This window comes from Erysipelotrichaceae bacterium 66202529, from assembly GCA_017161075.1.
GTDB lineage: Bacteria > Bacillota_I > Bacilli_A > Erysipelotrichales > Erysipelotrichaceae > Clostridium_AQ.
In genome coordinates, this window is sequence record CP046174.1 from 731,646 (window position 1) to 757,831 (window position 26,186).

Here is a 26,186-nt window from a genome sequence, read left to right on the forward strand (position 1 = left end):
GAAAGATATTATACTTTCAAATGAAATTATAAAGGAGAGGTCAATATGAAAAACACAGAGCATTTCGGCGAATTAACACCACGAATGAAGCAGTACAGAGAAGCTGTTCTTGACCAAAAGCCGTATATTTGTGCGGAGCGGGCGGTTCTGGTCACACAATCCTATCAGCAGCACTGCAATGAGCCTGCTGTCCTGAAGCGTGCCTATATGCTGGAAAATATTCTGAGCCATATGTCTATCTATATTGAGGATGAAACCTGCATAGTGGGAAACCAGGCATCCGCAAACAGAGCTGCACCCGTCTTTCCGGAATATACGATGCGCTTTATCATAGATGAGCTGGATACCTTTGAGAAGCGGGATGGGGATGTATTTTACATTCGTGAGGAAACAAAGGAAGCACTGCGCTCTATTGCCCCTTATTGGGAACATAATACGCTGCGTGCGAAAGGAGAAGCGCTGCTTCCCGAGGAGGTCAGTGTTTTCATGGAAACCGGATTTTTCGGTATGGAGGGGAAGCTGAATTCCGGAGATGCCCATCTGGCTGTCGATTATGAAGCACTGCTGCGGCTTGGCTTGAAGGGATACAGAGAGAGAACTGTACGCTTAAAGGAGGCGCTGGATCTTTGTGTTCCTGAAAATATCGATAAATATCATTTCTACCGCGCTGTATTGATCGTTATCGATGCAGTAACGGATTTTGCGCACCGCTACGCTGCTTTAGCAAGAGCCAAAAGCGAACAGACTGAAGGAAAGCGCAGGGAGGAATTACAGACAATCAGCCGTATTTGTGAAAAGGTGCCCTATGAGCAGGCACAAAGCTTTCAGGAGGCTGTACAATCCGTCTGGTTCATACAGCTAGTGCTGCAAATCGAATCCAACGGACACTCTCTTTCCTACGGCCGCTTTGATCAGTACATGTATCCGTATTTGAAGAATGATCTGGAACGCGGAAGGCTCACGGAGGAGGAAGCAGTGGAGCTGTTGACAAATCTCTGGATCAAAACCCTGACAATCAATAAGGTGCGCAGTCAGGCACATACCTTTAGCAGTGCGGGAAGTCCAATGTATCAGAATGTGACTATCGGCGGTCAGACACCAGAGAAACAGGATGCTGTAAATCCTTTGTCCTTCCTCATTCTGCGCTCAATTGCACAAACCAGACTTCCGCAGCCGAATTTAACGGTTCGTTATCATAAGGGAATGGATTCGCATTTCTTTGCGGAGGCTGTCGAGGTCATGAAGCTGGGTACAGGCATGCCTGCATTCAATAATGATGAAATTATCATTCCTTCCTTTATCGAAAAGGGTGTCATGGAGCAGGATGCGTATAATTATTCTGCGATTGGCTGTGTGGAAACAGCAGTTCCGGGGAAATGGGGATATCGCTGTACAGGAATGAGCTATATGAATTTCCCGAGAATTTTACTCATTGCGATGAATGACGGTGTTGATCTGACTTCGGGGAAACGGTTTACCTCCGGCTGTGGACATTTCACAGATATGACCTCTTATGAGGAGCTGCTGCATGCATGGGATCATGTTGTCAGAGCCTTAACCAGAGCGAGTGTGATTGTGGAGAATGCGATTGATCTGGCATCGGAACGTGAGGTGCCGGATATCTTATGCTCAACGCTGACGCAGGATTGTCTTGGACGTGGAAAAACAATCAAGGAAGGGGGAGCGGTATATGATTTTATTTCCGGCTTGCAGGTGGGAATTGCCAATATGGCGGATAGTCTTGCGGCAATCAAAAAGCTTGTTTATGAGGAAAAGAAAATAACACCAAAGCAGCTTTGGGATGCCCTTACGGATGATTTTACAAGTGAGGAAAACAAACGGATTCAGCGGCTGCTGATGGAGGATGCTCCAAAATATGGCAATGATGTGGATGAAGTGGATGAGCTTGTCGTGAATGCCTATGCTTCTTATATTGATGAAATGAAAAAGTATCCGAATACACGATATGGCAGAGGCCCCATCGGCGGCATTCGTTATGCGGGTACCTCCTCTATCAGTGCAAACGTGGGACAGGGCTTTCAAACGATGAGTACACCGGATGGAAGAAAAGCGCATACACCGCTTGCGGAGGGCTGCTCACCTGCACATAACTGCGATAAAGCAGGCCCGACTGCAGTATTTAAAACAGTTTCCAAGCTGCCAACACATGAAATTACAGGAGGGGTGCTGTTAAATCAGAAGGTAACTCCGCAAATGCTGGAAACCGAGGAAAACAAAGAAAAGCTGATGATGCTGATCAGAACCTTTTTCAACCGTTTAAAGGGATATCATGTACAATATAATGTAGTATCCAGAGATACCCTGCTCGATGCACAAAGACATCCAGAAAAGCATAAGGATTTGATTGTCCGTGTCGCCGGATATTCTGCCTTCTTTAATGTCCTGTCCAAGGCAACACAGGATGATATCATTGAGCGGACGGAGCAGACGTTGTAAAAATACTGGAAAATGTAGTGTAAAGGATGTGAAAGATTTTCTTTATCGACTGTGAATCTGATAAGGTTATGATCTGTTTCTAACTGCAGAGACATATAGATATGAAAAGCAAGACGAGTAGTCAGATGTGCTGCATAAAGCTGATGTATGCCATACTGTGATGCTCAGCATAATATAGCTTCATATCGTTATAGAAAGAACAGAAAAAAGGCTGACGATTGAAATCAGCCTTTTTAAAAGGAGGATAGTGAATCCGTGGTACAATTCTGTTCTGCCTTCCGTGCAGGCTTTCCCCCTATACTCCTATATCCACGAAAGAAGCGTCCCGTTCAAAATGACATTGACGCTTTTTTTACACCGTAGTCTGCTGTTGGCAATCCCGCTCCATATCTGCCTCCTCCATCTCACAGCCGTTGATTAAATCAACAAAGATTTCAGACAGACGTGCAATCTCACTGGAAGGGATGCTGATGCCGAATAAATCATTGATCAGCTCCATATTGCGGTCAATGGCAGTGTATACATCACGGCTTGTTGAAATGATACTGTTTGTATTCTTATAGCTGAGTGGTTCTCGGCGAATGACACGTTCAATCATGAACGCACTGTGAAAAATAAAGCGGATCGAAATATCATTTGTATAATTCAGGCCGAGATCCTCATATATCTGCATCAGAACCCGAAATAAAGCCATTGTTGTTTTCTTTGGATTCAGGAAAACAAGGGAATCGGATAAAATCTTATCGGCTACATCATCCAGCGTTTTCTGAATTTCCGTACCATAGCCTGTAGTATCATTTTGCGGCAGCTGCAGCGCAGTGCCAAAGTCATACGTACGAATATCTTCCAGATGGATTTGCGGATTGTTTACCATATTCATAATCTGAATCAGCAGGGGAAGCGAGGTTGGAGAAAGTGTAACGGTTTCTATATCTGCGCTGCTTCTTATCGTTGCGTCAAAATCCAGAAGCGGATTAAGATCAGTGATGATAACAACACCGCTTCCGTTATCTATTTCCCTGACCTTATCCACAACACTCGTTAAAAAGTCTGTCAGATTTTTTGCGGATGCCGAGCCGGCTTCATCCATATAATGGCATTTTACATGATATTTCATCGTATTGACATGTGTAGCATACTTCTCGGCAATACCCTCTCCCTGACAAGCTACTAAAACAGCGATACTTCCCTTCCTTTTATACTCCCGTGAATATAAAAGATAACAGTAGAGATACAGCCGTTCCATATCCGGAAGCTGAATTTGAAAGCATTCCATGAGACTTGTACAAAGCGCTTCACAAAGAGGACGGATAGCGACGTCCTCCATTTCCACATCCGGTAAAAAGGCAGGAACATAGGTCTGATGCTTTACGATGGAGAACACATTGTTTAGCCGGTAGCATAGCTTATCTAACTGCTTTTCCTGCATGGAGAAGCTATAAGCATCCATAACCGGCAGGATACAGTCCCGGATTTTTTGCAGGGACAGGGAGTAAAGCTGATTGATTTCCAGCTTTTGTGCATGGCGCAGCTCCTGCTTGCAATATTCGGAGAGCTTCGGCTCCTGCTTGGTAAATGCCTGTATGATACCATCCTCCTGTATACTGCTGTGCAGCAGCTTCTGCAGTGGAAGGCACTCTGTTTCCGGAATGAGAAAATGATTTTTTTCCTGCAGGGCTGCGGTGATGCTTTCAATGATGGGTAAGAGGTCGGATACATTTTGTATGCTTGCGAGCAGATCATCGGAAAGATGCTGATAATCAATAGTGATAAAGGTTTCCTGCTGACTGCCGGATTGTACATAGGCATAGGAAAGAGCATGGCGCAGCTCCTGTATCAGGCTTTGTAAATTGTTCTGATAGTGGGCGGTGGCAAAGCAGTTCAGGATGGAGGAGGAAAGCGAAATCGTCTTGCCGATGGCATCCGCCTCATTTTGCATAAAGGACAGCACAAATTCGTATTTTTCCTTCAGTGTTCGTTCGTCAAGAGAAGGTATATGACAAATTTTCTGAAACAGTGCATGCATTGGCTTCAGTTGCTCACTCTCTTGGCCAACAGCCAGTATGAGCATGTGCAGGTCATTATCCTCTGCTAGCTTCTGATAAAAACGAAGCAACGTTTCCATCGTGCACAGACAGGAGGGCTGCATGGCAAGCATATCCAGATTTTCCAATAGGATGATATTATCTTTCTCCTGATCCAGTGCGGCATCGATTCGCTCCATGATATCGGCAATCGTTGTTTTATTAAGCATCAGCGCAGCACAGTCAATATGCAGCAGTTGATCCCTATCTATTTTCAGATATTGTAGAATGCCGTGTAAAAGATGGTGTCTGCCGCTTTTATCCGGCCCCGATAGTAAAATTGAACGCAGTGTCTGGGGATAGGAAAGATAGATTTTTATATCCTCAATTATGGTATATAGAGATTCCCTTTGCGAATAACCGATACATCCGGTAAATGCCTCCTGTGCTGTCTCGTGAGGAAGTGTTAGCGAGTGCTCCAGATAATTTCCCAGCTGCTCATCCTTGGGAATCAGTGCCGGTATATAAGAATTCGGATAACGCTTGAGAATGGTTTTCCGGTGCAGATAAAAGGTTGGGCGTCCCTGTATCTTAATCAGTATATTCTCACGCCATAAATCATTTTGCATCCGGCTGACATTTGCACGGTCCAGCTTCAAATCAAGACTGATGGTAAAGGCATCCGTATTGATTCCGGTATATTCTTTATTTGCGATTGCGATGGATGTGATTTCTGCAATATGCTGCAGCAACTGATTTCTTCTTGAATTCTTCATAAATCCTCCTGATGGAAAAAGGGAAGAAACTTGGTGTGTTCCTTCCCCGTTGTTACGCAGTTACAGCTTGCCGCACGTTTCCTCGATAAGAGCCTTGTAGGCAATCTGAATATCCTGTGTGATTTCACCCCGTTTACCGCTGCCAATTATTTGATCATTGATTTTGATGATCGGAACGATCTCGCTGTTGGTATCGGTTACCATAACTTCATCCGCATGAAGCATTTCCTCCTCGCTGAATTCCTTTTCCCATACCGGAATATGCCGGGTATGCAGGATGTTGAGAATCAGTTTTTTTGTAATGCCGGGCAGAATTTTTCCCCCGTCCGGATGGGTGAGGACAACCCCGTCCTTTACGATGAAGATGTTTCCGGATTTTTCCTCGGTTACAATGCCATCGCGTACCATGAGCGCTTTGCTTACACCCTTCTTCTGAGCCGCGTGCTTCGCTAAACAGTTTGGCAGCAGATTCAGAGATTTAACATTACACATGAGAGAGCGGCGATCCTCCACAGTGATGGCATCTGCCCCGTGTATCATCTTTTCCTCACTTCGCACACTGCTCTGTGCAAAGCCGCTGAATACAGGCTGCTGCTCCTCATAGCTGAGAAAGCCGTGATTGCGCAGTAAGCCGTCTCCACGTGTTACCTGTACATAAACATAGCCGTTGTCAATCTGATTGACTGCTGCCAGTTCCCTGAACAGCTCGGCAATTTCCTCTCTGGTATGGCGCAGATTCATTTCGATAAAGGCAGCACTGTTGATCAGTCTGTCAATATGCTCATCCAGGGCAAAGAGAGTACCGTTATACACATGGGTTACCTCGTAAATACCGTCTCCAAACTGATATCCGCGATCGTGCAGATCAATACGGATATCCTCCTGATCCACATAGGATCCCTTCCATAAATATTTCATGTTGTTTCACTATCAGATATATAAGGAATATCTGTACTCCTTTCTATCACAGTAGTAAAACGCTTTGATCGAACGTGATTGTTATCTCACATGCATATCATAAAGGAAAGAGGAATACTTGTCAAAGATAATAAATTTTACACAGAAATCACCTGTGTAAAGCTGATATTTGTAAATCTATTGGCAATTATACCGCTTTTGTGTAAAAGTGTGTAGATGTGTGTGTTCCTCCTGACACAAAGTGAAAGTCGCAAAGAGGTGAAATTCCTGTTCGGTGTGATTAAATATACGGAAAATTACACAATTTTCTTTTGATGAGTTTACGTGTTTGGGGGTTCATGATTATGTGCTGATAGGCAGTAGGAGCTGCCATATGGCCGTTATTGATATTCGATAAATTGCTATGGAAAACGATTCTGATCATATCTTTGCATGCTTTGTAGCTCTTTTTGTTCCCTGGTGCATGGTATCACATTTCTGTCGGGCTACGGCTGTCCTGGGAATTTCATTTTCATTTCCGAGTAAAAAGGTGTAAAATAGATGTATGTTATGAATAAGTAATATACGAAAGAGGTGTTAAGAATGAAAACAGCGATATTGACAGACAGCGGTAGTGCTATGACGATAGAGCAGGCAAAGAAGTACGGCTTGTTTCTTCTTCCGCTGCAGGTGATTGATGAGGAGCGAACCTATCAGGATGGTGTAGATATCAGTACAAAGGAATTGTATGAAGCATTACGCAGACAGCATACGCCAAAGACGAGTATGCCTTTGGGAAGTGTGATAGAAAGCACATTGCGTTCCATTAAGGAGCAGGGATATGATGAGATCGTATCTGTTCCATTATCATCAGGACTATCCTCTACCTTTAACACGATTCAGATCATGGCAAGAGAAATCGGAATTCCCGTTATTCATATTGAGGATTATACGACCTGTGATTTGCAGGGACATGAGGCACTGCTTGCCAAAAAGTATGCGGATGAGGGAAAAACCGGAGAGGAAATCCGGGAGCTGTTACACAGCGTAATCAAGACAAGCGGTACAGTGATACTGCCCAATGATATACAGCATTTGAAGCGTGGCGGTCGTCTTACACCGCTGGCTGCGGCTGCGGCCAGCTTATTGAAAATCAAACCGGTGCTGATTATAGATCCGTCAACCAATGGAAAAATCGATGTCTTTGACAAGGTGCGTACAGAGAAAAAGGCTGCGGCTTTGGCTGTGGATACGGTCAGTGAAAAGCTGGCTGGGAAAGAGGGCTATGTCTATGTGATTCATTCCGATTGCTTAGAGAAGGCAGAGGAAATCCGCGAGCTGCTGCTGGAAAGAAACAGCCGTCTGGAAATAAAAATCAATACCATAAGTGCAGTGATTGCGGCACATACCGGTCTTGACTGTATAGCGATACAGTATATAGAAAAATGATATGAAGCTAAAACAGGATATTCAAACAAGCATGTTGAAAACGGATACGCATATGTATCTTCTGCCGCATCCGCTGCTGCGCCCGTATATTGCACATTACACGATCTGTCACAGCTCTTATCAGAAAAGAGAACCTCTGTATCTGGTTCCGGATGTCAGCGGCTGTATCGTTATATCCGTTTTATCGGATGGTGGATTGACTATCGAATACTGGGGCCCGACAACCCGAATGGTAACGGTATGGAAGGAGCCGGGAGAGGATCGCGTTCAGTATTTTGTGGAATTTCATCCATCGGGATCACATGCGTTTTTTGCGACAGCGCAGCATTTGTACCGGGATGAACGTATAGCATTAAAGCAGCTGCATGCGAACTGCTGTGAGCGCATAGAGACTGCATATTACAGTGCGTTTAAAGAAACCATGTTCTTTCACCAGCTGGATGAAATTTTTTTATCCATGCTGCATACAGAGGATGGTGCGATGAAGCAGCTGCTGCAGGGCTTGCAGAGAAATGAGCGGATTGCGGATGTCATGGATAGCTTCGGCTACAGCCGTCGGCAGCTGCAGAGGATGGTGCAGACTCGGCTGGGCTGCAGTATGAAAACCATACAGAAAATTCAGCGTATCAACCAGGCAGTTACACTTTTGAAGGAACAGCAGCATTCTCTTACCATGATCGCTCATTTGTGCGGCTTTTACGATCAGGCACATTTCATTCATGATTTTCGTGAAATCTGCCAGGTAACACCACAGCAGTATCAGCGAAGGCTGCATGAATTCTATAATGAGGACTTTAAGTTTTAGGGAACAACAAATACCTGCAGAAAAGTTGATATGGAAAGAGGCCTTTATAAAAGGTACGCAGAAGATAAGAAGCATCCTTATCAAAACCAGGCTTACATACAGCAGAAGAAAAGGCACACCCTGTAAAAGGGAAGAAAAAAACTCCAGTAGTTACATTGATTCTCACACAGATGTGGGGAAAGAGCGTATCGGTAGAAAAAGAAAAGAAGAAGGAGAACTCCTATGCATTGGGGAGCGTTCCTTCTTCTTTTTAGGTGTGTACACTTATAGCGAACGGCGGGGAAGAACCATTTGGATGCCTGCTTTCTTCTTGTGTTCCTTCTTCCAGCATCCGAAAGTGGTTTAGAGTTATTATGTGCGATTGCACTTTTTTCACTCATTATACGTTACCAGCCTGACTATGTGATTTCCTGTATCACGCATCAAAGTGCTTCTTGGTTTTTAATTTCGGAAGCTTTTTTTCTATTGTCTCCTCGTCATCGACACCGTATTTATCCATATACTGTTCAATCATTTGACTAAAGCCCTCTAACTGATTCTCATCGAGATTCTCCAGAAACAGATAAAAATCCTCTTCACTCATGCCTGCCAATGTATTCAGCATTTCAAAGTCATGGTGGATATCTTCCTCCAGAATAGCCTTTTGTGCTTCACTCATAAAATCCTCAATATTAAGGCGCATTGAAAGATCTTCACATAGACCGCTGAGCATCTGCGCTAGATTATCGTTATTTACAATCAGATTGATGATACCGCCATATTCGTCAATGAATCCGCAGACAAGGGATACAACATTGGCATTCAATGCTTCATAGCTGTGATAGCTTTCATCATCCAGAGGTACTTTGAGCTCATAATCATCATTTTCCATTGTCAGATACAGCGGCAGGCGTATATCATTGAATTCACTGGCAACATCCGCAATCAGATCAACATACAGCTTTTCTATTATTTTCTTCTTCTTTTTCAGTGCCTCAGCCTGAGCGGCATGCAGGTGAATCGTGATACTGTCATTTACCATGCCGATATCGGGATAGGTGATTTGCAGCGTACCGTCTTTCTTCCATACGCCCAAAAGCATATGCCCATCCTCATAATCCGGAAGATTGTTATGTCCGCATTCCTGCAGGATATCCAGAAAGTCATGCAGATCAGAGGCTACCATATAGGCGGTATCATCATCCGGATCGAGTGGCAGATAGCCTGTACGCATGATTTTTACGATACACTGTCCATCGTCACTAACCCAGCCCTCTCCCTGCTGGAATCCCTGATCCAGACAAATAATGCTGATTCCATTGGCATACAGGTTATATCCCGGCAAAGCAGGGGTGCTTTCCACGCCGCGCATATAGTCTGTTTCATTTTCATATAGCTGCATATTATAGCCCTGTTCGTATTGAGCAATCACAAGCACCTTTCTTGTTTCCTGATTATCTGCGACCATAAGACTCATACCGGGAAGCTCCATATTGTCAAGCTGATCAATAAAACTGGCAAGCGCTTCATTCAACACCATGCCTGCCTCCTGGCTCAAACTAAAGTACATATCCTCCTGTGCTATGGAGGACAGTTGTTCACGAACGGTACGCGTATCAAAAGGGATATGCTGCATTTCCAGCCATTTCTTCATACTTTCATGATCCTCATGTGTCTCATCCTGAGCAATCGCAACAATTTCCTGATAGCCCCACACATTCCCGGCATCTTCGGCAAGATTGTCCTGCTTCCATTTTAACAGCTTTATTTCAGAGGCTGCTTCCTCACTCTCTTTTTCCACTGTGATGAGATGCTCCCAATTATCTCCGTAATCATAGGTATATACAAGCTTTAGCTGTTCTGTCAAATATGTATACAGCGGGGTATCCATATCCCTGACGTCAGTATTGCAATCAAAGGATTGTCCCTCACAGTCATCACAGATGATTCTCACTTTTTTCTTTGCGATGTAGAAATCGTATAAATGATAATCCATCCATCCAAAAAGATATTGGATTGCTTCATGTAAATTTTGGAATGTCATATCTGCCGGAATCCATATACGGCGCCACACAGGAGGGGACGTATTTTTTAGGGTGATTTTTAGCTGATAGCCTTTCATCGTATACCACCTTCCTTTGTTTCCATTGTATCATGTTTTTCACGGCTTTCACGCAAATTGCGCAGATTTTTACATATGCTGCTAGTATTTTAAGGAGGATATACATAGGAAATCCGAAAGTGGCATACATGAGCCGGCTAAGGTCGTGAACACAGATGCGCTGCCTGGCTTTTTGCACATGTAGAAGGGAGTGCAACAGCGTGCTTGTGCAGAAGCTACAGGCAGCAGGTCATGACCTGAGCATAGTATAAAAAAAAGAAGGATTTCTGGCAAGCGGGCGTATTTGCTTTTGACAGGTCGCTGGCGCATGCAATATGCATTTGTGTTAAACAGAGAGGGGATAAGGCAGTGCAGGATACCGATAAAGAAAAGATGCTTCCTTTTTTGTGGCATGTAAAAACGAAAAAACGCGCAGCTTTCACGCAGCTTACCTCAGCAGCCATCAGAACTGCTAAAATGCGTATCATGCTGTAATACTTCTGTGAAAAACACAGGCCTGTATATGGGGATCTGTTGGTCGGTTGGATTTAAGGCTTATAAACAAGTCCGCAATATCATGCGATTTACCGTCTGTGGTATTGCTAGCAAGGCGTTGAGGTTTACGCATAAGATAATCTATAGTATAATGCGGTTCATACAGACAAGGAGTGAACGTATGATGAAGGTTTATATAGCAGGCTCTCTGTTCAATGAGGCTGAGGCTGCACAGCGTAAAAAAGAGGGTGCTGTTCTGCGAAGAGAATTTCCGCAGCTGGAAATATTCAATCCCATTGACCAGCCGTTTAATGAAAACAAGCAATCACTTCCAACACCGGAAATGATTTATGAAGGAGATACAAAGGCAGTCGAAGAATGCGATATTTTTATAGCGGATCTGACAAACGAGGATGCGGGTGTCATGGTGGAGCTTGGCATCGCAATCAAGACGAATACGAGCATCATTATCGGTATCAACAGCGATATCCGTCTATGCTCCGCAAACCGATACGATGTTCCGACTATCGGTATGAATCATTATGTGCTGGGGGCAATTTTGAAGCACGGATATTTTGTGCGCAGCTTTGATGAGGCAGTGGAAAAGCTGAGGGAGCTATTAAAGGCAGCACAGTGACCAGTCGTATATGAAAAAAGGAAATCCTATAGCATGATAAGGTGCATGGATTTCCTTTTTGTATGTATCAGTAAAGTCTTGTGAGTTTATTATAATCGCATTTCACTCAGTAATCTATGCTGTATACTTCTTTCTGATAAAATAAGACTGCTTTCTTTTTACGGGTTCTTACTTGTTTTAGGTATTTCTGCCCAGAGCACTACCATAGAACCTGTCTGCTTTCGGTGATTGCAGGTCTTTCCTGCAGGTATGAAGTCTTTAATATGCCAGTCTGTGAATTTTTACCTTGCTCTGCTTTCTTTTGAATTTCCTTATTGTAAACTTCAGCCTCTTGTGAAATCTATGATAAGGCAGTATGTATTTTATAATTCCTCACGGATAAACAGATGCTCCTGTGGAAATGGCTGACTTTTAAGCTGTTTTACCATCATGCAGGTTTCCTGCTTACTGCGGCCCTCCACCTGTGCCTCTGCATCCAGATCGACATAGACTGTTTTTTCTTTCTGTGCAAAATGCTGCATCATATGCTGCAGGACTTCCTCATCTGTATAGATACATTCACGGATATGAAGCTCCTCAGCTGTTTCATCCTGTACAATATATCCCTTAGGCTGGTCATTCTCCATATAGACACGGACTTTCTGCTTCCATATCGCTGCATTGGGAAGAAACTGATTCTTATAATACGCCAGATCACGATGCCGCCAGCCGTTTTTATGCTCGCAGAACTGCAGGTACAGGGATAAGAGCACCTGTGCATCCTCTGCCTCCTTCCATGTGCCGACCATTGCACCGTTCCCCTGTTTTTTCAGCTTCCAGCATACGCGATGATATTGCTCGACAAAGCCAAAGCCCTTATACAAATCCCAGTTATAGGCCTGCAGCAGTACAAACGGTGCTTGCTCCTGAACCATATGCAATGCATACCGCATCAGCATGCCCATATAGCCGCAGCCCTCATATTCCGGATTAGTGGCAACCCCTACAACAAATGGTACACGGACATCCTTTCCATCTAGGACGATTGTCATGGGACGAAGCTGCAGCATACAAATCAGCTCCTCCTCACTTACCAGCAGCAGACAATCCTCCTCATGATAGAGGCGCTCAAAATAAAACTGCGTGCTTTCTGCCGTTTCCTCCTGAAACTGCTGTTCCCATAAGGCACGGATTTTCTCTGCCCAGGAAGCATCCGCCTGCTGTATGCGCAGTGTCTGGTGTGCACTTCCGAATTTCTGAATTTTACATACCGGCTGCATATCTGTTTTTGCCTTGCGAAGCTTCGGCAGTCCCATATCATCCTCACGGTTGACATACACGATGTCCTCCTCCAGAGTTTCAAGAAACAGCTTTAAAATCGCGATATACAATCCGCGGATTTCACGATTCGCTTTTTCCACATGAATCTGAATCATATCCTTTGATAGCCGGGATGCGATGTTGAATGCCTCCAGCCTGCCATCGATATAAATACAGCCACCCTCAATCGGCAGCTCCTGCAAATGCTCCAGTAATACATGAATGCCGGTATCCTCTGCGGATATGCTGTCATCCGCATCCTTGAGGGATTGCCAATAGCGCAGAAAAGCATACACATCCTCCCTGGTGCTTTCATCGAGCTTCCGGTACACAAAGCGGCCTTCATACTGCTTTAAAAAGGCATGGAAATGATTTCTGCGCTTCTGCATCTTCTTGCCGGACAGGGTTTCCTGCTGTTTTCGGTCGTATACATAATCTCTTGCGTCATAGCAGTCCCATACAAGAAATTCCATCGGATAGGAATCCATCAGCCAATTCTTAAATTCCTTAGTCATAGAATGAATTTCAAAGGCGATGGCATGTTCCTGGGAATAGGATCGGATTGCATCAACGGCTTCATTGCGATGTTCTTTCCTGCAATAGGGCATCAGCCATACCGGTTCACGGCCTGGCATACAGGTATAAGCGATGGCATAATTCGGGTGTGTTTCAAAATGGACTTCATACATGCTGGCCCACATCAGCATTGTCATCGTATTGGAATTGTATTCATGATAATCGGCAAGTGCTGTATACGGCTGCAGCTCCTGCCAGTTTTCCAGTGTTAGTTTTTTCATAGTACCTCGCTTTTCCTGTTCATTATAGGACCAGAACATGAAATTTTCAAGATGTTTGCACAAGGAATCGTTACCTGTCCGTCTTACAGCGGGAAAGCCGCATGGCATCGTAACGAGGGCATCCATCTTCTTTTATGTTGAAGCGGATGTTTCAGGATATGCATGCAGCTGTGATTTATATCATATAAACGTGATATATGTGTGATAAAACATTCAAGATTTGTTCAAGAAAGAGCCTACTGTATCGCTATTATTCTTTTAAACTATTATGATATATATATAGAATAATTCCAGGCAGTATTTCTACCTGTAAGCATTCACAGGACACTCTTGGATATTATAATTCCTGATTGAGCAGAGAGGAGGAAGCTGTATAAGAGCCTTTTTTAAACAAGTGGCAGTTGGTGTGTTGCTGCGTACGAAGTCAATGCCTTATGGGAACGCTCCTATGTGGAAAACGAAAGAAGGGCTATGATACCAAGCAGGAAAACTGCTGCCGATACGCAGATCCAGCAGATGTGATTTCTGCAGGAAAGCTGCTGTACATGCTTATGGCCTCCGGCTTCAGTATGACAGCTTTATATAAAAAGAGCGTTAAGCAGACCATAGTGTCTTATGACGCTATACACAGATTTTAAAGTGATTGGAAAAGACAGAGCGAGCTGTCGGAAGGGATACGTATATGAAAAGAAAAATGTTAGAAAAAGCAGGTGCATCCTGTATGGCTCTGGCCATGCTGTTTATGCTGAATGGCGGCGTAAACATTCATGCGGAGGAAGAAACGGCTGAAGCATTGCTCACAGCACAGGAAAAAGCGGCTCCAGCAGCATCACTCGATACGACAGGATTGAAGAATGCAGAAGCAACCTTACAGACAGCAGCGGATGGTAAGCTTACCCTGGTTGTCAAGGCGAAGAACGGATATTACTTTGCGGACAGTCCGGTTGCTCGTTGCGATTGTAATTATGTAAGCTTGTTAAGGAAAGGTGATAGTACCGATATGGTTTATAGCTATGATGTGTCTGTATATGGTGCTGTTACCGATCCCTATACAATTACAGTGAAAGGGGAAGCTGCCGTACTGACTTCTTCCAAATTGATTCTGAATACGGATAATTTGAAGAATGCAACCGCCACATTAGAGAAAAATGAAGGTATTACTCCACGGGACAATGTAATTCTTACGCTGAAAGCGGATGAGAAAACAGCATTTGAATCCACTCCGTATGCAATCATTGATGGCGAAAAGCGCGATATGAGAGCGTTTGCCGATGAGAATACAATGTATACCCTCAGTATTATGAATATTCATAAGGACACAACGATTGAAATTTATGGTACAGCAGCTTCTACTGAGCCCAAAGCAACGCTACAGAGTATTAAGGTTACCGGTTATGTAAATGAAGAAATTGCAAGCTACAGCACAATTTCGTTAGAAAACGCGGCATTTCATAAGATTGCGAAAGGTAGCGATATTTCCTCCTGGTTTTTCTCTTTACCGAAAGGAATGCGGGTTATAGCTGCTGACGAGATCAAGGAAGGCAACACAAGTATACAAGTAAAATTCTGTGGAAAACCGACAGAAACCAGCAATGCGATTATTGATATCACCATTGAAGAACAATATATCACCAAGTCCAATGGCGGTATTCTGAAGGTTGACTCTACCGGCAGTACATGGCTTATCCAAGCCAGAAATAAAACACCAAAGATAACGAAAGGGAATCAGACCTATATCGCAGGCAGCAATAAGCCTCTTGAGCTAATCTGCTCCGGTGAACTCAGAGATCTTCATGCTATATTTATCAATGGCAGTGCAATCAGCAGTGATTCCTATACGCTGACATCCGGGAGCACAGTGCTAACCCTGAAACCGGAGTATCTGGATACATTGAAAAAGGGCAGCTATACCGTTCGTTTTGTTTATGAAGACGGGCAGTATGCGGAAACTAGGTTTACCGTAAGTGGTAAAAAGCAGGAAGCAATCGTGCAAGCAAATCAAACAGAAGCACCGAATACAGCGGATGCGACCTCCACAGGAGCAGCAATCTTGCTATTTCTGTTCTCAGGAGCTGTCTTATGTCTAACAGGAAGAAAACGTATATTGTATAAAAAATAATACGTTAATTGCTGAGCTATAGAAGCATATAATCACAGACTTAATAGAAAAGAGCGTATATTACGATATGCCAGTCGGATATATTCAATGATTATGTGTTGTCAGCGGAAACAATCTGCATTTATGTATGAAAGTGATAAGCAGATTGTTAGGTTTTATTCACTATTCAAGAAACAGGTATTTTTGATATATGCATTTATTAGACTTAAAAAGCTGAATCCTCATATTACGGGATGCAGCTTTTTCATTATTCTATTATTTTGCTTCTGTATTTGCAATCTTATTTTTCAAAGCTTCATAGGTATCACATTCCAGAACCTTGATGACAGCTTCATCGATTTGTTGCTCATTCAATGCTTCCACCCAGTCATCATCAACACCATACTTATGTAATACAAGTGACTTTAATAAGGTCTTTCCTTTTTTTTCCTGACCTTCCTCAAAGCCTTTTTCAATGCCTTTTTCAAAGCCTTTTTCCATTCCTCTTACTATTCCTTTTTCTAACCCTTCTTCCATTCCTTTTACCATTCCTTGCTGAAAGCCTTTTTCCAATCCTATTTTTCTGGCTTCTGCAGTCTGCTCCCGCAGATTTGCCTGGACTGCTCGCTCAGCAAATTCCACTGATTCCGCCCAGCTGAACAGTTGTCCATCCTCTCTCATTTCATTATATTTTGCCATCGCTACATCCACCATCCTTCTCTTCATCTTTAGTATAGCATCATCCGGATTATATGCAAGCACATAACAAAAGGTCTCAAATTCTGTCAGCTTCTCTATTCCTCCAGCCTCCTTTATGCGCTGCTCGATCATCGGTAGAAACACGATTGCACGATTCAGTGTACCATGTGGCTCCTCCTGATTGTCCTCATCTCTTACCTTGTAGTGGCGTATCATTCGTTTGCCATCCTTCGGCTTACAGTTCATGAAGATGATCTGATAGAACGGCTTCAGCTTTGTGTAATCATCCCCCTTCTTCAGCTGTCTTTCCGCCAGGCGGTAGCCATACTGCTGGAAGCGCAGCTGTTCATCCTCCGTGTACCCGGATACCTGCATTTCCAAATTGAAGAAATGACCATCCTCATCCTCCAGTACCACATCCAGGATCGCCCGCTTACCGAAAAAAGTTTCCGGCAACAGCTCCGGATTCAGCACCCTTGTCCTTTGTACCTTCAGCTTGTAGATCTCCTCGATGATCCTGCTTCTCAGCATCGCAGAGCCTGCGTCCTCACCAATCAGCATGTACTTGAAAAAACATCATTGTGGAAGGGGATCGGATATTCCCTATCCTTCACTTTCGTCATTTACAGTTTCCTCCTTTGTCTTTATATATATCTATACGAAGGAAATCTGCAAAACTCCTAAATTTTTTCAAAAAAAGTTACTTTTTTTCTTAAATATGCCTGTATGAACTGTTTTTCTCTCATTTTTACATACTAACGCTATAAGAAGTTATCAAAATGAATGCATACAGGGATTGGATCTGCCAGCCTCATATTAACTGGAATATTCAATAATACAACGAGTGGGGACATGGTTTAGCTTTTGAAATACCAAACGCTGGTATTCCTGCATTTTGTTTAAGACTTCTAATTATGCTTTCAGGTGTAGGACTGCTTTTAAGAGGCAGTAAGTAAATCCTCTATAATGAAACAGCTCAGGAACAGACTCAAAACAGACCATACTGCTCTGTTTATTCACAGTGAAAAATACCTGAAGGAAATGCATATAAAAAAACACCTGCAAGCAGATGTTTTCCGTATGCAGTGAGATTATGCCGGGACGATTTCCAGCCAGTAGTCATCTGGATCGTTGATAAAATAGATTCCCATCTCCTTATTCTCAAAGCAGATGCATCCCATATCCTCATGTAGCTTATGCGCTGCTTCAAAATCATCACTCGCAAATGCGATATGACTTTCATTTTCTCCCAGCTCATAGGGCTGCGGGTGATCCTTCAGCCAGGTCAGCTCAATCTGAAAGCTGCCTGTAGCATCCTGCAGATAACATAATGTAAAGCTTCCGTCCTCTGCCTCCAGCTTTCTGGCAACCGTAAGTCCTAGCGCCTGTTCATAAAAGGCAATACTTCTTTCTAAATCTGTAACATTGATATTACAGTGTACAATGCGAAATGCCATAGCTTCCACCTCCGTTTACAATGGTATTATAGCGTGAAGCAATGTATTTGAACAGATAGAAAAAGAAAAAGAAGGGAGTACGTCCCTTCCTGTGTTATTTTACATTATTTAGGATATGCTGCACCTTTGGAATGACATAATGACTTTCACCGATATCCTTGGTATCATCGATCATAACTGTAACTGCAATCTTATCATTCACTGCACTCAGCCAACCGATTTCCTGCTTTCCGTCATTTACCTGTGCCGTTCCGGTTTTTCCTGCGGCATTTGTTGGATTGTCACCATAGCCTGACATGGCGGCCTGCAAATCTGTAAACACTGTTTTCGCAGTATCCGCACGGTATGCATTCTTCACCATGGTTTTTGCTTTTCCATCCTCATACACCAGATATGGCTGGAGTATGCTTCCATCGTTAACATAAGCAGTATACAGGCTGGTTAAATGAATAGGGGAAATCAGCAGATCTCCCTGACCATAGCCGGTGGCCGCCAGCTTCTGCGCATTTTCCAGCTCCTCACCATACGTTGACTTAGCAATCGTAAACGGGAAATCCAGTTGCTTACCAAATCCGATTTTATCCAGATAGCTTGTAAAGGTTTCCGTACCAATCTTATCCGCAACCTGTGCAAAGAAAATGTTATCGGAATAAATATAGGCATTTTTCAGATTACTCGGCTCGGAATAGGACTGTGTCGTAGTCACATAATTTTTACCCCAGCTGCTATCCTTCTGCCATTTGTCTGTTTTATCGAAGGTGGTTTCTGACGTAATCGTTTTGGAATCCAGTGCGATAGCTCCGGTGATTGCTTTAAAGGTGGAGCCAGGGCAATAGGTGGAAACAAAACGATTCAGCAGCGGCTTCTGCTTGTTATTATTCAAAGAATCCCACGTCTTGGTATCCATACCCATAGCGAAATCATTCGGATCATAAGCAGGCATACTGACCATGGCAAGCATCTCACCGGTATGGGAATTCATAACAACAGCACTGCCGGCATCGTTTTTCACCTCTTCATAGGCAGCTTTTTGCGCATCAATATCAATAGTCGTACGGATATCCTGTCCATCCTTTGCCTTTTGCTCGGCAACGGTATCCTTCAGATCTCCGTTTTCATCCACAATGATGACCTTGCAGCCGCTGACTGCCTTCAGCTTGCTTTCATATATGCTCTCCAATCCGCTTTTTCCAATGATACTTGTAGTAGTATAGCCTTCATTTTTATGCTTTTCCAAATCCTCGGCTGTGACATTCTGCACATAACCGGTAAGGTGGGCAGTCATTTCTCCATATGGATACACACGTCCTGTGGCCTCCTGTACAGATACACCTTCAATATTACGCAGAGCCTCTATAATATCCGCACGCTTCTGTTTCGTAATGGTTTTCACCGGAACAAACATATCGTCCTGTACCCAAGAAGCGGAAAGTGCTTTTTTCACACTGTCCTCAGAAATTGCAAGTTCCTTTGCCAGGGCAGTGATGCTGTCTTTCTCATTTTTCATAGAGCCGGCAATTAGACCGACCTGGTAGACACTTCCCTGCTCAGCAAGTGCGTTTCCGTTACGATCCAGAATAGAGCCTCTTGTTCCCTCGGTAATGGAAACATTGACCTTATCACTGTCAGTCAGCTGTGGAAAAATCTGTGTGCTGTCCCATGCGATGCGGTAATCTTTATCCTCCTTGACAATCGTCGCTTTATTGTCGAAGGAGATATCTCCCGCCGCACTTTTCATACGCATATGATAGCTGATTTCCGTTCCGGCATCGACATCCTTACTGTCTTTGATTTCCATATTGAAATCCGTCGCATCGATACCCTCATAAATATTCTTATTGCGCTTTACAAAATCATCCTCGTTCCATTTCTTCTTTGCATCTGAGCTGATCAGAGAATACATCTCCTTGTAATTTCCTTTTTTCAGCAGATCAGTATACTCATTTAATACAGACTCCGGCTTTGATCCGCCGCGCAGCAGCAGAAAAGCTACAACAGCAATCACAGCAACAGCCGCAACTACACCTCCAATGATCCATGGTTTCTTTTTATCTGTCATAAGGCACCTCCTCATTTCTGCTCTTATTTTAACACGCACAGGTAAGCATTTCCATGCTGGTTGTTAACTTTAGAAAAAAACATTTCTGTATTTTATGAAACGATACCGGAAAACAGATACAGCATAAGCTGCATTGCGGTTTCCATTCGGAGGTAAACGGTTCAGGCAAATGGGCAGTAATACTACCTGAAAACTTGTCATGAAACGGTAAAAGCATGCTTCACAGTACCTGAAAAAGTAGAGAGGAACAGACATTCATAAGGTAAAGCATAACAACTGCATCGGCTATACAACAAGGATGAATGCCGCATCGTTTTACTTTCACTGTATATCCTACTGCTTATTGGGGCTTATGTGATATGGAATGTAACTATTGGCGATATTGCATACCATATCAATGATTGATCAGTTTCAGCAGCATGAATATAGAAAACAGACTTCCTTCCAGTATATGGCTGTTTTTTCAGTTTTAGTTTTGTTTTGCCAGTTTTTTGTTGTACAATGGTAGAAGAAGCGTAAAGGTGGTGACGTCTATGCGTAAAATATCAGTATCTCAGGATACTTCTTTTGCGGACAGCGGCCGGGATCATTTAACCGGACTGTGGAACAAGGAAGAAGGAGAACGGCTTCTTGCGGCCTGTATTTGTGAAAACAGGAAGAAGGAAACGGCATTTCTTACAGCACTTTTGGATATCAATGATCTAAGCATTATAAACAAAGCCTGCGGTCATCAGGAAGGTGATCGGGTATTACAAAAAACTGCGAAAAAAATCTGTGCGTATCTCAATGCGGAGGATTTCGCAATCCGTCTTGGAGGGGATGAATTTCTAATCGTTTATCAGTCGCTGTCCAAGAAGGAGGCAAGCCAGCAGCTGTTTCAGATTTTGCGCGAGCTGGAGCAGGAAAGTAAGGCATTTTCGTATACAATCGGCTTCTGCTTTGGTCTGATTCAGATTGATCCGGATACAGAGCTTTCTTTGAAAAAAATCATCATGCAGGCAGACGATGAAATGTATCTGTCCAAACGCCGTTATCATATGGAGAAATCAAGAGCTGCCTTTTTCAGCCGACCATATCATGAAAGTCAGGAAGTACGGCAGTTTACCTATGACAAAGAGCTGCTTCTGAGTGCGCTGATGCAGAGTACGGATGATTATATTTATGTGTGTAATATGAAAGAGGATCCCTCCTGCTTCCGGTATTCACCCGCAATGGTGGAGGAATTTGATTTGCCTTCTGAAATCATACACGATGCCGCTAATGTATGGGGCGCAAGAATTCACGAGGCAGATCAGACTGTGTTTCTGGAAGGAAACCAGGAGATTGCCGATGGCCGTGTAGACAGGCATAATGTTGAATATCGCGCTAAAAACCGCAACGGAGAATGGGTCTGGCTGCGGTGCAGGGGATATGTGGAGCGTGATGAGGATGGCAAGCCTGCATTGTTTGCCGGAATTATTACGAATCTCGGACGTAAAAATAAAATAGATTATCTGACCGGACAGTTTAATAAGTATGAGCTGGAGGACACGCTGCAAATGATGATCGCAAAGCAGGAGCAATTCTTTATGATCATGCTCGATCTGGATGAATTTTCCAGTATCAATAAGCTGTATAATCATCAATTTGGAGATGAGGTACTGGCGAAAACAGCACAGCTTATCCAGTCTGTCCTGCCAGAGAATGCCCGTTTATACCGAAACGACGGGGATGAATTTATCGTATTGATAAGAAATAGTACGGATAAAGAAGAAATCATGACGTTTTATCAGCATTTACAGCAGGAGCTGTCCCATCAGCGCGTATTGGATGGGAAAAAATATCATTGCAGTGTTTCTGCCGGCTGTGCAGCCTTTCCACGGGATGCCAACGATATGATGACATTAACGAAAAATGTTGGCTATGCACTGGAAATCAGTAAGCGCAATGGAAAAAACAGACTGACTCTGTATGAAAAGGAAATGTCGGAAACAGAATTGCAGGAGCTGGATATGATTGAACAGCTGCGCTACAGTATCGAGCATGATTTTGAAGGCTTTCAGCTGCACTATCAGCCGCAGGTGGAGGCGAATAGCGGAAGAATCATCGGGGCAGAGGCGCTTGCCAGATGGAGCAGCAGTATGTATGGCAATGTTCCTCCGATGACCTTCATCCCCCTGCTTGAAAAAAGCGGAATGATCGTTCCTGCGGGGAAATGGATTTTTGAAACCGCGGTTCAGCAATGTGCGCTGTGGCTGAAGAAGCATCCGGATTTCTGTGTCAGTGTGAATTTATCTTATCTGCAGCTGTGTGATGAAGGCTTTCCATCGTTTATGAAGCATGTGCTGCACCGCTATCAAGTACCAAGCGGCAATATTGTTGTGGAAATGACAGAGAGCTATATGGTGAAAAGCGGAGAGGAGCTGCGTTTGATATTTCATGAAATCAGAGAAATTGGTATCCGCATCGCTATGGATGATTTCGGTACCGGATATTCCTCTTTGGGCGTATTGAAAAATTCACCTGCCGATATTGTGAAAATAGATCGTATTTTTATGAAGGATATTTTAACAAGTGAATTTGATGCGACCTTTATTCGCTTTGTTGTCCGCCTGTGCCATGATGTAAATATCCGCGTCCTGCTGGAGGGTGTGGAAACACAGGAAGAATATGATAAGGTGAAAACCATGGGGCTGGATTATATTCAGGGATATTTTTTCGGAAGACCGATGACGCTGGAGGCATTTGAAAGCAGTCTGTGATATAAGCCTTCTGCCTGCCTATTTATAGCGTGTTTAGCTTGTGTGTCTATGTAAGGATAAGAAAACAGGAGACCCTGTAATCTGTGGTAACAGAAGTTAGGTCTCCTGTTTTATGTTCCTGTAGGGATTCGCAATCTGCAAGGAATACTGTCATTACCTCCCGTAATCCCTTTTTGTGCTTTTGTAAGGAATCTTTGGACGATTCCTTACACGTATTTGCACATTAGAGCCAATGGGTGGGATGCAGCAAATGCTTGGGAAGTCTGGTCTGTGCATCACCAATCGCGCTATTGATCTGCATCTGTGTCAGAAAAAAGCAGCCGCGAAGATTACTTGCGGATAGATTGCAATCGCGAAGATCGCTGCCAAGGAAGCAGGCGCCCTGCAGGTCACAGCAGGAAAAATCCGCAGCGATAAGTGCTTTCATAGTGAAATCGGCATTTCTGAGCTTTCGCTTGGACAGCCGCTTGCCGATCAAATGGTCACTGTGGAAGTATTGACGAAGCTTTTTCTGTGCGATAGTCTGTTTTAACAGCTCGCTTGTCTGCTTATGCAGCTTCTCTGAATCACAGGTGAGCAGTTCCTGCCAGGGCTGAGCGCATACAGCCTGTATGGTTTGCAGGTGTTCATGAAGCTGTTTATGAAAGGAGATTGTTTCCTCCATCTGCACCGCCTCACACAAATACCATAGCATCTGGTGTAATGGAAAAAGCTTCAAATAAACAGCAAATAGATCTGCATCATGGGATACCCCTTTTTTAACTGCCGCCTGTCCTGCCCCGATACAATCATAGCCAAGACAGCCCTTCATGCCCTTCTGCTTCAGCGTGGCATGTATGCGGCAGCGATAGTCCTCACATAAATTGCGGCAGGCTACTCCGGCAGGCTTATCCTGTGGAAAGCCATCCAGCCTGGAAAAATAAAGCGCTCTGCAGCACAAGCCAACGCAGCTTGCACAATCAGCATACAAGGACAGCTGTTCTGGGGTCATCGTTTTGCTCCTGTATGCGGTGCACGCTCTAAAAATAGATGCAGAAGATAGCAGCAGATACTTGTGGTGATAAGAAGCCAGATTGGAAACTGAAGCAGTATGATATTCTGAAACAGCATCATGCAGACAACACTGGCAGCAAGGACAAACAGCCAGAGTAAAATTGCGTACTTCTGCACTGTCCTCTCATTTTTTTCAAAGCTGCTGCGGCAAATCCACAGCACAATACCAATAGCACATATCGCCAGAAGGAAATCCAGCAGCAGTGTAGATAAGGAAAGGGAATATGTGGCTTTGATATTAAGTTTTAAAAGCGCCTGTATCCCATCGCGGGATATGAACAGATTGATAACACCCAGCACAGCAAACAAAAGACAGGCGATATTCAAACGCTCCTGCAGCTTTTCGCGTCTGGAACGTGGGGGCAGTTCTGCAATGATGGTATCGCAGAATGCCTTATAGTCCTTTGGGAATACCTCTGTCAATGGCAGCTGCTTCTGCTGTGCATCCAGCAGCATCACAGTTAAATCATAGCGTACAGACTCCTGCTGCAGTTCACTGATGTTTGCTCCACGCAGATAACAGACGATATCCGTCATCAGCGACTGGTAGTCCTTGCACAGTGCCTCATCCAGCCGGTTATTTTCCTTACGCAGCTCATGCAGATTACGATTCATATACATATCCTCCTGTCAATGCAGCAACACTCTGCTGCAATTCCCTCCAATGCTTCAAAAATGCCTGTATCTCCCTGCGTCCGGCTTCGGTTATGGAATAGTATTTCCGATTTGGACCGAAGGATGATTTTCGCAGTTCACTGCAAATACATCCATTCTTTTCCAGCCGCAGCAGCAGTGGATATATGGTACCCTCTGAAATATCAGAAAAGCCATACGCCTGCAGCTTTTGAGAGATATCATACCCATAGGTATCCTCCTGTGCAATCACAATCAATATGCAGTTATCCAGGATTCCCTTCATCATTTGACTGGGAAGCATAGCATCACCTCTCACTATCTTGTTATACAAGTTACAGCTATATTGTAAAACAAGATAGTGAATTCGTCAATAGAAAACGGCAAGCTTCGCTAAAACACGAGAGTTTCCTTAATTTTGATACGTTATGAAAAGCTGTACAATGCTTTGTATGATAGCAGACAACGAATAGCAATTTTATACCGTATAGACGATTACCATGTGCCAGCTGGTTTATATATATAATTGGGACAAAAGGATATGCAACGTATAATGCTTTGCATCCTGTTCGGTACGATTCAGTATCCACGTTTAGGAAACGGATTCTGTTTTCTTACTTCATATGCAAGTGGACTCATAATCACTTCCTGTTTGGTACTCTTCAATATCCATATTCTGCAAATGGGTAAGAGCGTGGAGTATAGAACCTACTGTCTGGTATGTGAACAGGAAATATCCCTATAAATACAGCAAAAGGAGGCTGGCTGCTTTACCGTGGTTCTGATAGAAAATGAATTAGACTCTATGCTCTATTTCTACAGAATAAACATAGCCCAATAAAAGGCATACAGCCAAATAGCAGCGTACAGATCAAAGCTTGGAAATATCGATCAGCGAAGGATACTACCGTTTCGCTGGTAAACGCAAATCAAAGAAAAAAGAAAAGCTTTGATTTACTGAAAATGGCTGTTTTCTCATAAATATTTCTAGTATAATATAGAAAAGAAGAAAGAAGGAACCGGTATGAGCGCTTATATTGAATTTCAGAACGTGAAAAAAATATACAAAATGGGGGAAGTGGAAATACAGGCTCTCGCCGGTGTGGATTTCACGATAGATAAAGGGGAATTTGTTGTGATTGCCGGAGCCAGCGGTGCAGGAAAGAGTACTATTTTAAATATACTGGGCGGGATGGATTCCTCAACCAGCGGAAATATCTTTGTGGATGGAACCGAAATAAGCAAATTCAATGCAAAGCAGCTCACAACCTATCGGCGCTATGATATCGGCTTTGTATTTCAGTTTTATAATCTCGTACAAAATCTGACTGTTAAGGAAAACGTCGAACTGGCAACTCAGATTTGTAAGCACCCGCTGGATATCGATGAAACTATTGAAGCAGTTGGCTTGAAGGAGCGCGCCTCCAATTTTCCGGCACAGCTTTCCGGAGGGGAACAGCAGCGTGTGGCGATTGCGCGTGCACTTGCTAAAAATCCCAAGCTGCTGCTGTGTGATGAGCCAACGGGTGCGCTTGACTACAATACCGGCAAACAGATTTTGAAGCTTTTACAGGATACCTGCCGCCAGCGTGGCGTCAGTGTGGTTGTAATCACACACAATCTGGCGCTTACTGCGATGGGGGATAAGGTTATTAAGGTGCGCAATGGAAAAATTGACAGCATCACCATCAATGAACATCCTTTGCCTGTGGAAAGGATTGAATACTGAC

Annotated in this window: 17 protein-coding genes and 1 pseudogene; 8 read left to right on the forward strand and 10 right to left on the reverse strand. The window is 43.7% G+C overall.

Going from position 1 to position 26,186, the window contains the following annotated elements:
- The first annotated feature begins 45 nt into the window (after positions 1-45).
- Positions 46-2,457, forward strand: coding sequence for a formate C-acetyltransferase/glycerol dehydratase family glycyl radical enzyme (locus tag GKZ87_03485; protein ID QSI24635.1), 2,412 nt, complete (start codon positions 46-48; stop codon positions 2,455-2,457).
- Positions 2,458-2,809: 352 nt separating this feature from the next.
- Here GKZ87_03485 and GKZ87_03490 read toward each other — a convergent pair whose 3' ends face one another.
- Positions 2,810-5,257 (reverse strand): PRD domain-containing protein, encoded by a 2,448-nt coding sequence (locus tag GKZ87_03490; GenBank protein ID QSI24636.1) that lies wholly within the window; start codon positions 5,255-5,257, stop codon positions 2,810-2,812.
- Positions 5,258-5,317: 60 nt separating this feature from the next.
- Positions 5,318-6,175, reverse strand: a complete 858-nt coding sequence (gene dat, locus GKZ87_03495) for a D-amino-acid transaminase (GenBank protein ID QSI24637.1) — start codon at positions 6,173-6,175, stop codon at positions 5,318-5,320.
- Positions 6,176-6,757: 582 nt separating this feature from the next.
- On the opposite strand from dat, the gene GKZ87_03500 reads away from it, so the two are divergent.
- From GKZ87_03500 to GKZ87_03510, 3 genes are read left to right on the forward strand one after another with little or no spacing between them, the layout of a single operon-like run.
- Positions 6,758-7,603: a DegV family EDD domain-containing protein gene (locus GKZ87_03500; GenBank protein ID QSI24638.1), complete on the forward strand. Its 846-nt coding sequence runs from the start codon at positions 6,758-6,760 to the stop codon at positions 7,601-7,603.
- Position 7,604: 1 nt separating this feature from the next.
- Positions 7,605-8,408 carry a helix-turn-helix domain-containing protein gene (locus GKZ87_03505; protein ID QSI24639.1) on the forward strand — a complete coding sequence of 268 codons (804 nt, stop codon included), beginning with the start codon at positions 7,605-7,607 and terminating at the stop codon, positions 8,406-8,408.
- Entirely contained in the window at positions 8,389-8,754 is a 366-nt protein-coding gene (locus GKZ87_03510) for a hypothetical protein (GenBank protein QSI24640.1), read from the forward strand. Before GKZ87_03505 ends, GKZ87_03510 begins: the two co-directional genes overlap by 20 nt.
- Positions 8,755-8,823: 69 nt before the next feature.
- Here GKZ87_03510 and GKZ87_03515 read toward each other — a convergent pair whose 3' ends face one another.
- Positions 8,824-10,509, reverse strand: a complete 1,686-nt coding sequence (locus tag GKZ87_03515) for a plasmid pRiA4b ORF-3 family protein (protein ID QSI24641.1) — start codon at positions 10,507-10,509, stop codon at positions 8,824-8,826.
- A gap of 655 nt (positions 10,510-11,164) precedes the next feature.
- Here GKZ87_03515 and GKZ87_03520 point away from each other — a divergent pair.
- On the forward strand, positions 11,165-11,620 hold the full coding sequence (locus GKZ87_03520; protein ID QSI24642.1) for a nucleoside 2-deoxyribosyltransferase: 456 nt from the start codon (positions 11,165-11,167) through the stop codon (positions 11,618-11,620).
- 362 nt (positions 11,621-11,982) lie between these two features.
- On the opposite strand, the gene GKZ87_03525 is transcribed toward GKZ87_03520, so the two are convergent.
- Positions 11,983-13,716: a GNAT family N-acetyltransferase gene (locus GKZ87_03525; GenBank protein ID QSI24643.1), complete on the reverse strand. Its 1,734-nt coding sequence runs from the start codon at positions 13,714-13,716 to the stop codon at positions 11,983-11,985.
- 721 nt (positions 13,717-14,437) lie between these two features.
- On the opposite strand from GKZ87_03525, the gene GKZ87_03530 reads away from it, so the two are divergent.
- A complete protein-coding gene (locus GKZ87_03530; GenBank protein ID QSI27871.1) occupies positions 14,438-15,835 on the forward strand; it encodes a hypothetical protein in 1,398 nt (465 codons plus the stop codon).
- A gap of 255 nt (positions 15,836-16,090) precedes the next feature.
- Here GKZ87_03530 and GKZ87_03535 read toward each other — a convergent pair.
- From GKZ87_03535 to GKZ87_03545, 3 genes and pseudogenes are all read right to left on the reverse strand, one after another.
- Positions 16,091-17,136: pseudogene (locus GKZ87_03535) on the reverse strand (transposase).
- Between the two features lie 468 nt (positions 17,137-17,604).
- Complete coding sequence (locus GKZ87_03540; protein ID QSI24644.1) at positions 17,605-17,970, reverse strand: lactoylglutathione lyase; 366 nt, start codon at positions 17,968-17,970, stop codon at positions 17,605-17,607.
- 94 nt (positions 17,971-18,064) lie between these two features.
- Positions 18,065-20,029 (reverse strand): penicillin-binding transpeptidase domain-containing protein, encoded by a 1,965-nt coding sequence (locus GKZ87_03545; protein ID QSI24645.1) that lies wholly within the window; start codon positions 20,027-20,029, stop codon positions 18,065-18,067.
- A gap of 533 nt (positions 20,030-20,562) precedes the next feature.
- Here GKZ87_03545 and GKZ87_03550 point away from each other — a divergent pair.
- A complete protein-coding gene (locus tag GKZ87_03550) occupies positions 20,563-22,770 on the forward strand; it encodes an EAL domain-containing protein (GenBank protein QSI24646.1) in 2,208 nt (735 codons plus the stop codon).
- A gap of 223 nt (positions 22,771-22,993) precedes the next feature.
- Here GKZ87_03550 and GKZ87_03555 read toward each other — a convergent pair whose 3' ends face one another.
- From GKZ87_03555 to GKZ87_03565, 3 genes are read right to left on the reverse strand one after another with little or no spacing between them, the layout of a single operon-like run.
- A complete protein-coding gene (locus GKZ87_03555) occupies positions 22,994-23,761 on the reverse strand; it encodes a pentapeptide repeat-containing protein (protein ID QSI24647.1) in 768 nt (255 codons plus the stop codon).
- Positions 23,758-24,438 carry a hypothetical protein gene (locus tag GKZ87_03560; protein ID QSI24648.1) on the reverse strand — a complete coding sequence of 227 codons (681 nt, stop codon included), beginning with the start codon at positions 24,436-24,438 and terminating at the stop codon, positions 23,758-23,760. Before GKZ87_03560 ends, GKZ87_03555 begins: the two co-directional genes overlap by 4 nt.
- Entirely contained in the window at positions 24,428-24,760 is a 333-nt protein-coding gene (locus GKZ87_03565) for a PadR family transcriptional regulator (GenBank protein QSI24649.1), read from the reverse strand. Before GKZ87_03565 ends, GKZ87_03560 begins: the two co-directional genes overlap by 11 nt.
- A 720-nt stretch (positions 24,761-25,480) precedes the next feature.
- Between GKZ87_03565 and GKZ87_03570 the strand changes: the two genes are divergently transcribed.
- The gene (locus GKZ87_03570; GenBank protein ID QSI24650.1) at positions 25,481-26,185 is read left to right on the forward strand and encodes an ATP-binding cassette domain-containing protein; all 705 of its coding nucleotides are present in this window, start codon (positions 25,481-25,483) and stop codon (positions 26,183-26,185) included.
- Position 26,186 lies beyond the last annotated feature (1 nt).

What these genes read in the sequence shown, in the direction of transcription:
- GKZ87_03510 (QSI24640.1), top strand. Translation starts at nt 8,389, where the DNA reads ATGAGGACTTTAAGTTTTAGGGAACAACAAATACCTGCAGAAAAGTTG.
- GKZ87_03485 (QSI24635.1), top strand. Translation starts at nt 46, where the DNA reads ATGAAAAACACAGAGCATTTCGGCGAATTAACACCACGAATGAAGCAG.
- GKZ87_03545 (QSI24645.1), bottom strand. Translation starts at nt 20,029, where the DNA reads ATGACAGATAAAAAGAAACCATGGATCATTGGAGGTGTAGTTGCGGCT.
- GKZ87_03505 (QSI24639.1), top strand. Translation starts at nt 7,605, where the DNA reads ATGAAGCTAAAACAGGATATTCAAACAAGCATGTTGAAAACGGATACG.
- GKZ87_03565 (QSI24649.1), bottom strand. Translation starts at nt 24,760, where the DNA reads ATGCTTCCCAGTCAAATGATGAAGGGAATCCTGGATAACTGCATATTG.
- GKZ87_03515 (QSI24641.1), bottom strand. Translation starts at nt 10,509, where the DNA reads ATGAAAGGCTATCAGCTAAAAATCACCCTAAAAAATACGTCCCCTCCT.
- GKZ87_03555 (QSI24647.1), bottom strand. Translation starts at nt 23,761, where the DNA reads ATGACCCCAGAACAGCTGTCCTTGTATGCTGATTGTGCAAGCTGCGTT.
- GKZ87_03550 (QSI24646.1), top strand. Translation starts at nt 20,563, where the DNA reads ATGCGTAAAATATCAGTATCTCAGGATACTTCTTTTGCGGACAGCGGC.
- GKZ87_03525 (QSI24643.1), bottom strand. Translation starts at nt 13,716, where the DNA reads ATGAAAAAACTAACACTGGAAAACTGGCAGGAGCTGCAGCCGTATACA.
- GKZ87_03570 (QSI24650.1), top strand. Translation starts at nt 25,481, where the DNA reads ATGAGCGCTTATATTGAATTTCAGAACGTGAAAAAAATATACAAAATG.
- GKZ87_03560 (QSI24648.1), bottom strand. Translation starts at nt 24,438, where the DNA reads ATGAATCGTAATCTGCATGAGCTGCGTAAGGAAAATAACCGGCTGGAT.
- GKZ87_03500 (QSI24638.1), top strand. Translation starts at nt 6,758, where the DNA reads ATGAAAACAGCGATATTGACAGACAGCGGTAGTGCTATGACGATAGAG.
- GKZ87_03540 (QSI24644.1), bottom strand. Translation starts at nt 17,970, where the DNA reads ATGGCATTTCGCATTGTACACTGTAATATCAATGTTACAGATTTAGAA.
- GKZ87_03530 (QSI27871.1), top strand. Translation starts at nt 14,438, where the DNA reads ATGGCTCTGGCCATGCTGTTTATGCTGAATGGCGGCGTAAACATTCAT.
- GKZ87_03490 (QSI24636.1), bottom strand. Translation starts at nt 5,257, where the DNA reads ATGAAGAATTCAAGAAGAAATCAGTTGCTGCAGCATATTGCAGAAATC.
- GKZ87_03520 (QSI24642.1), top strand. Translation starts at nt 11,165, where the DNA reads ATGATGAAGGTTTATATAGCAGGCTCTCTGTTCAATGAGGCTGAGGCT.
- dat (QSI24637.1), bottom strand. Translation starts at nt 6,175, where the DNA reads ATGAAATATTTATGGAAGGGATCCTATGTGGATCAGGAGGATATCCGT.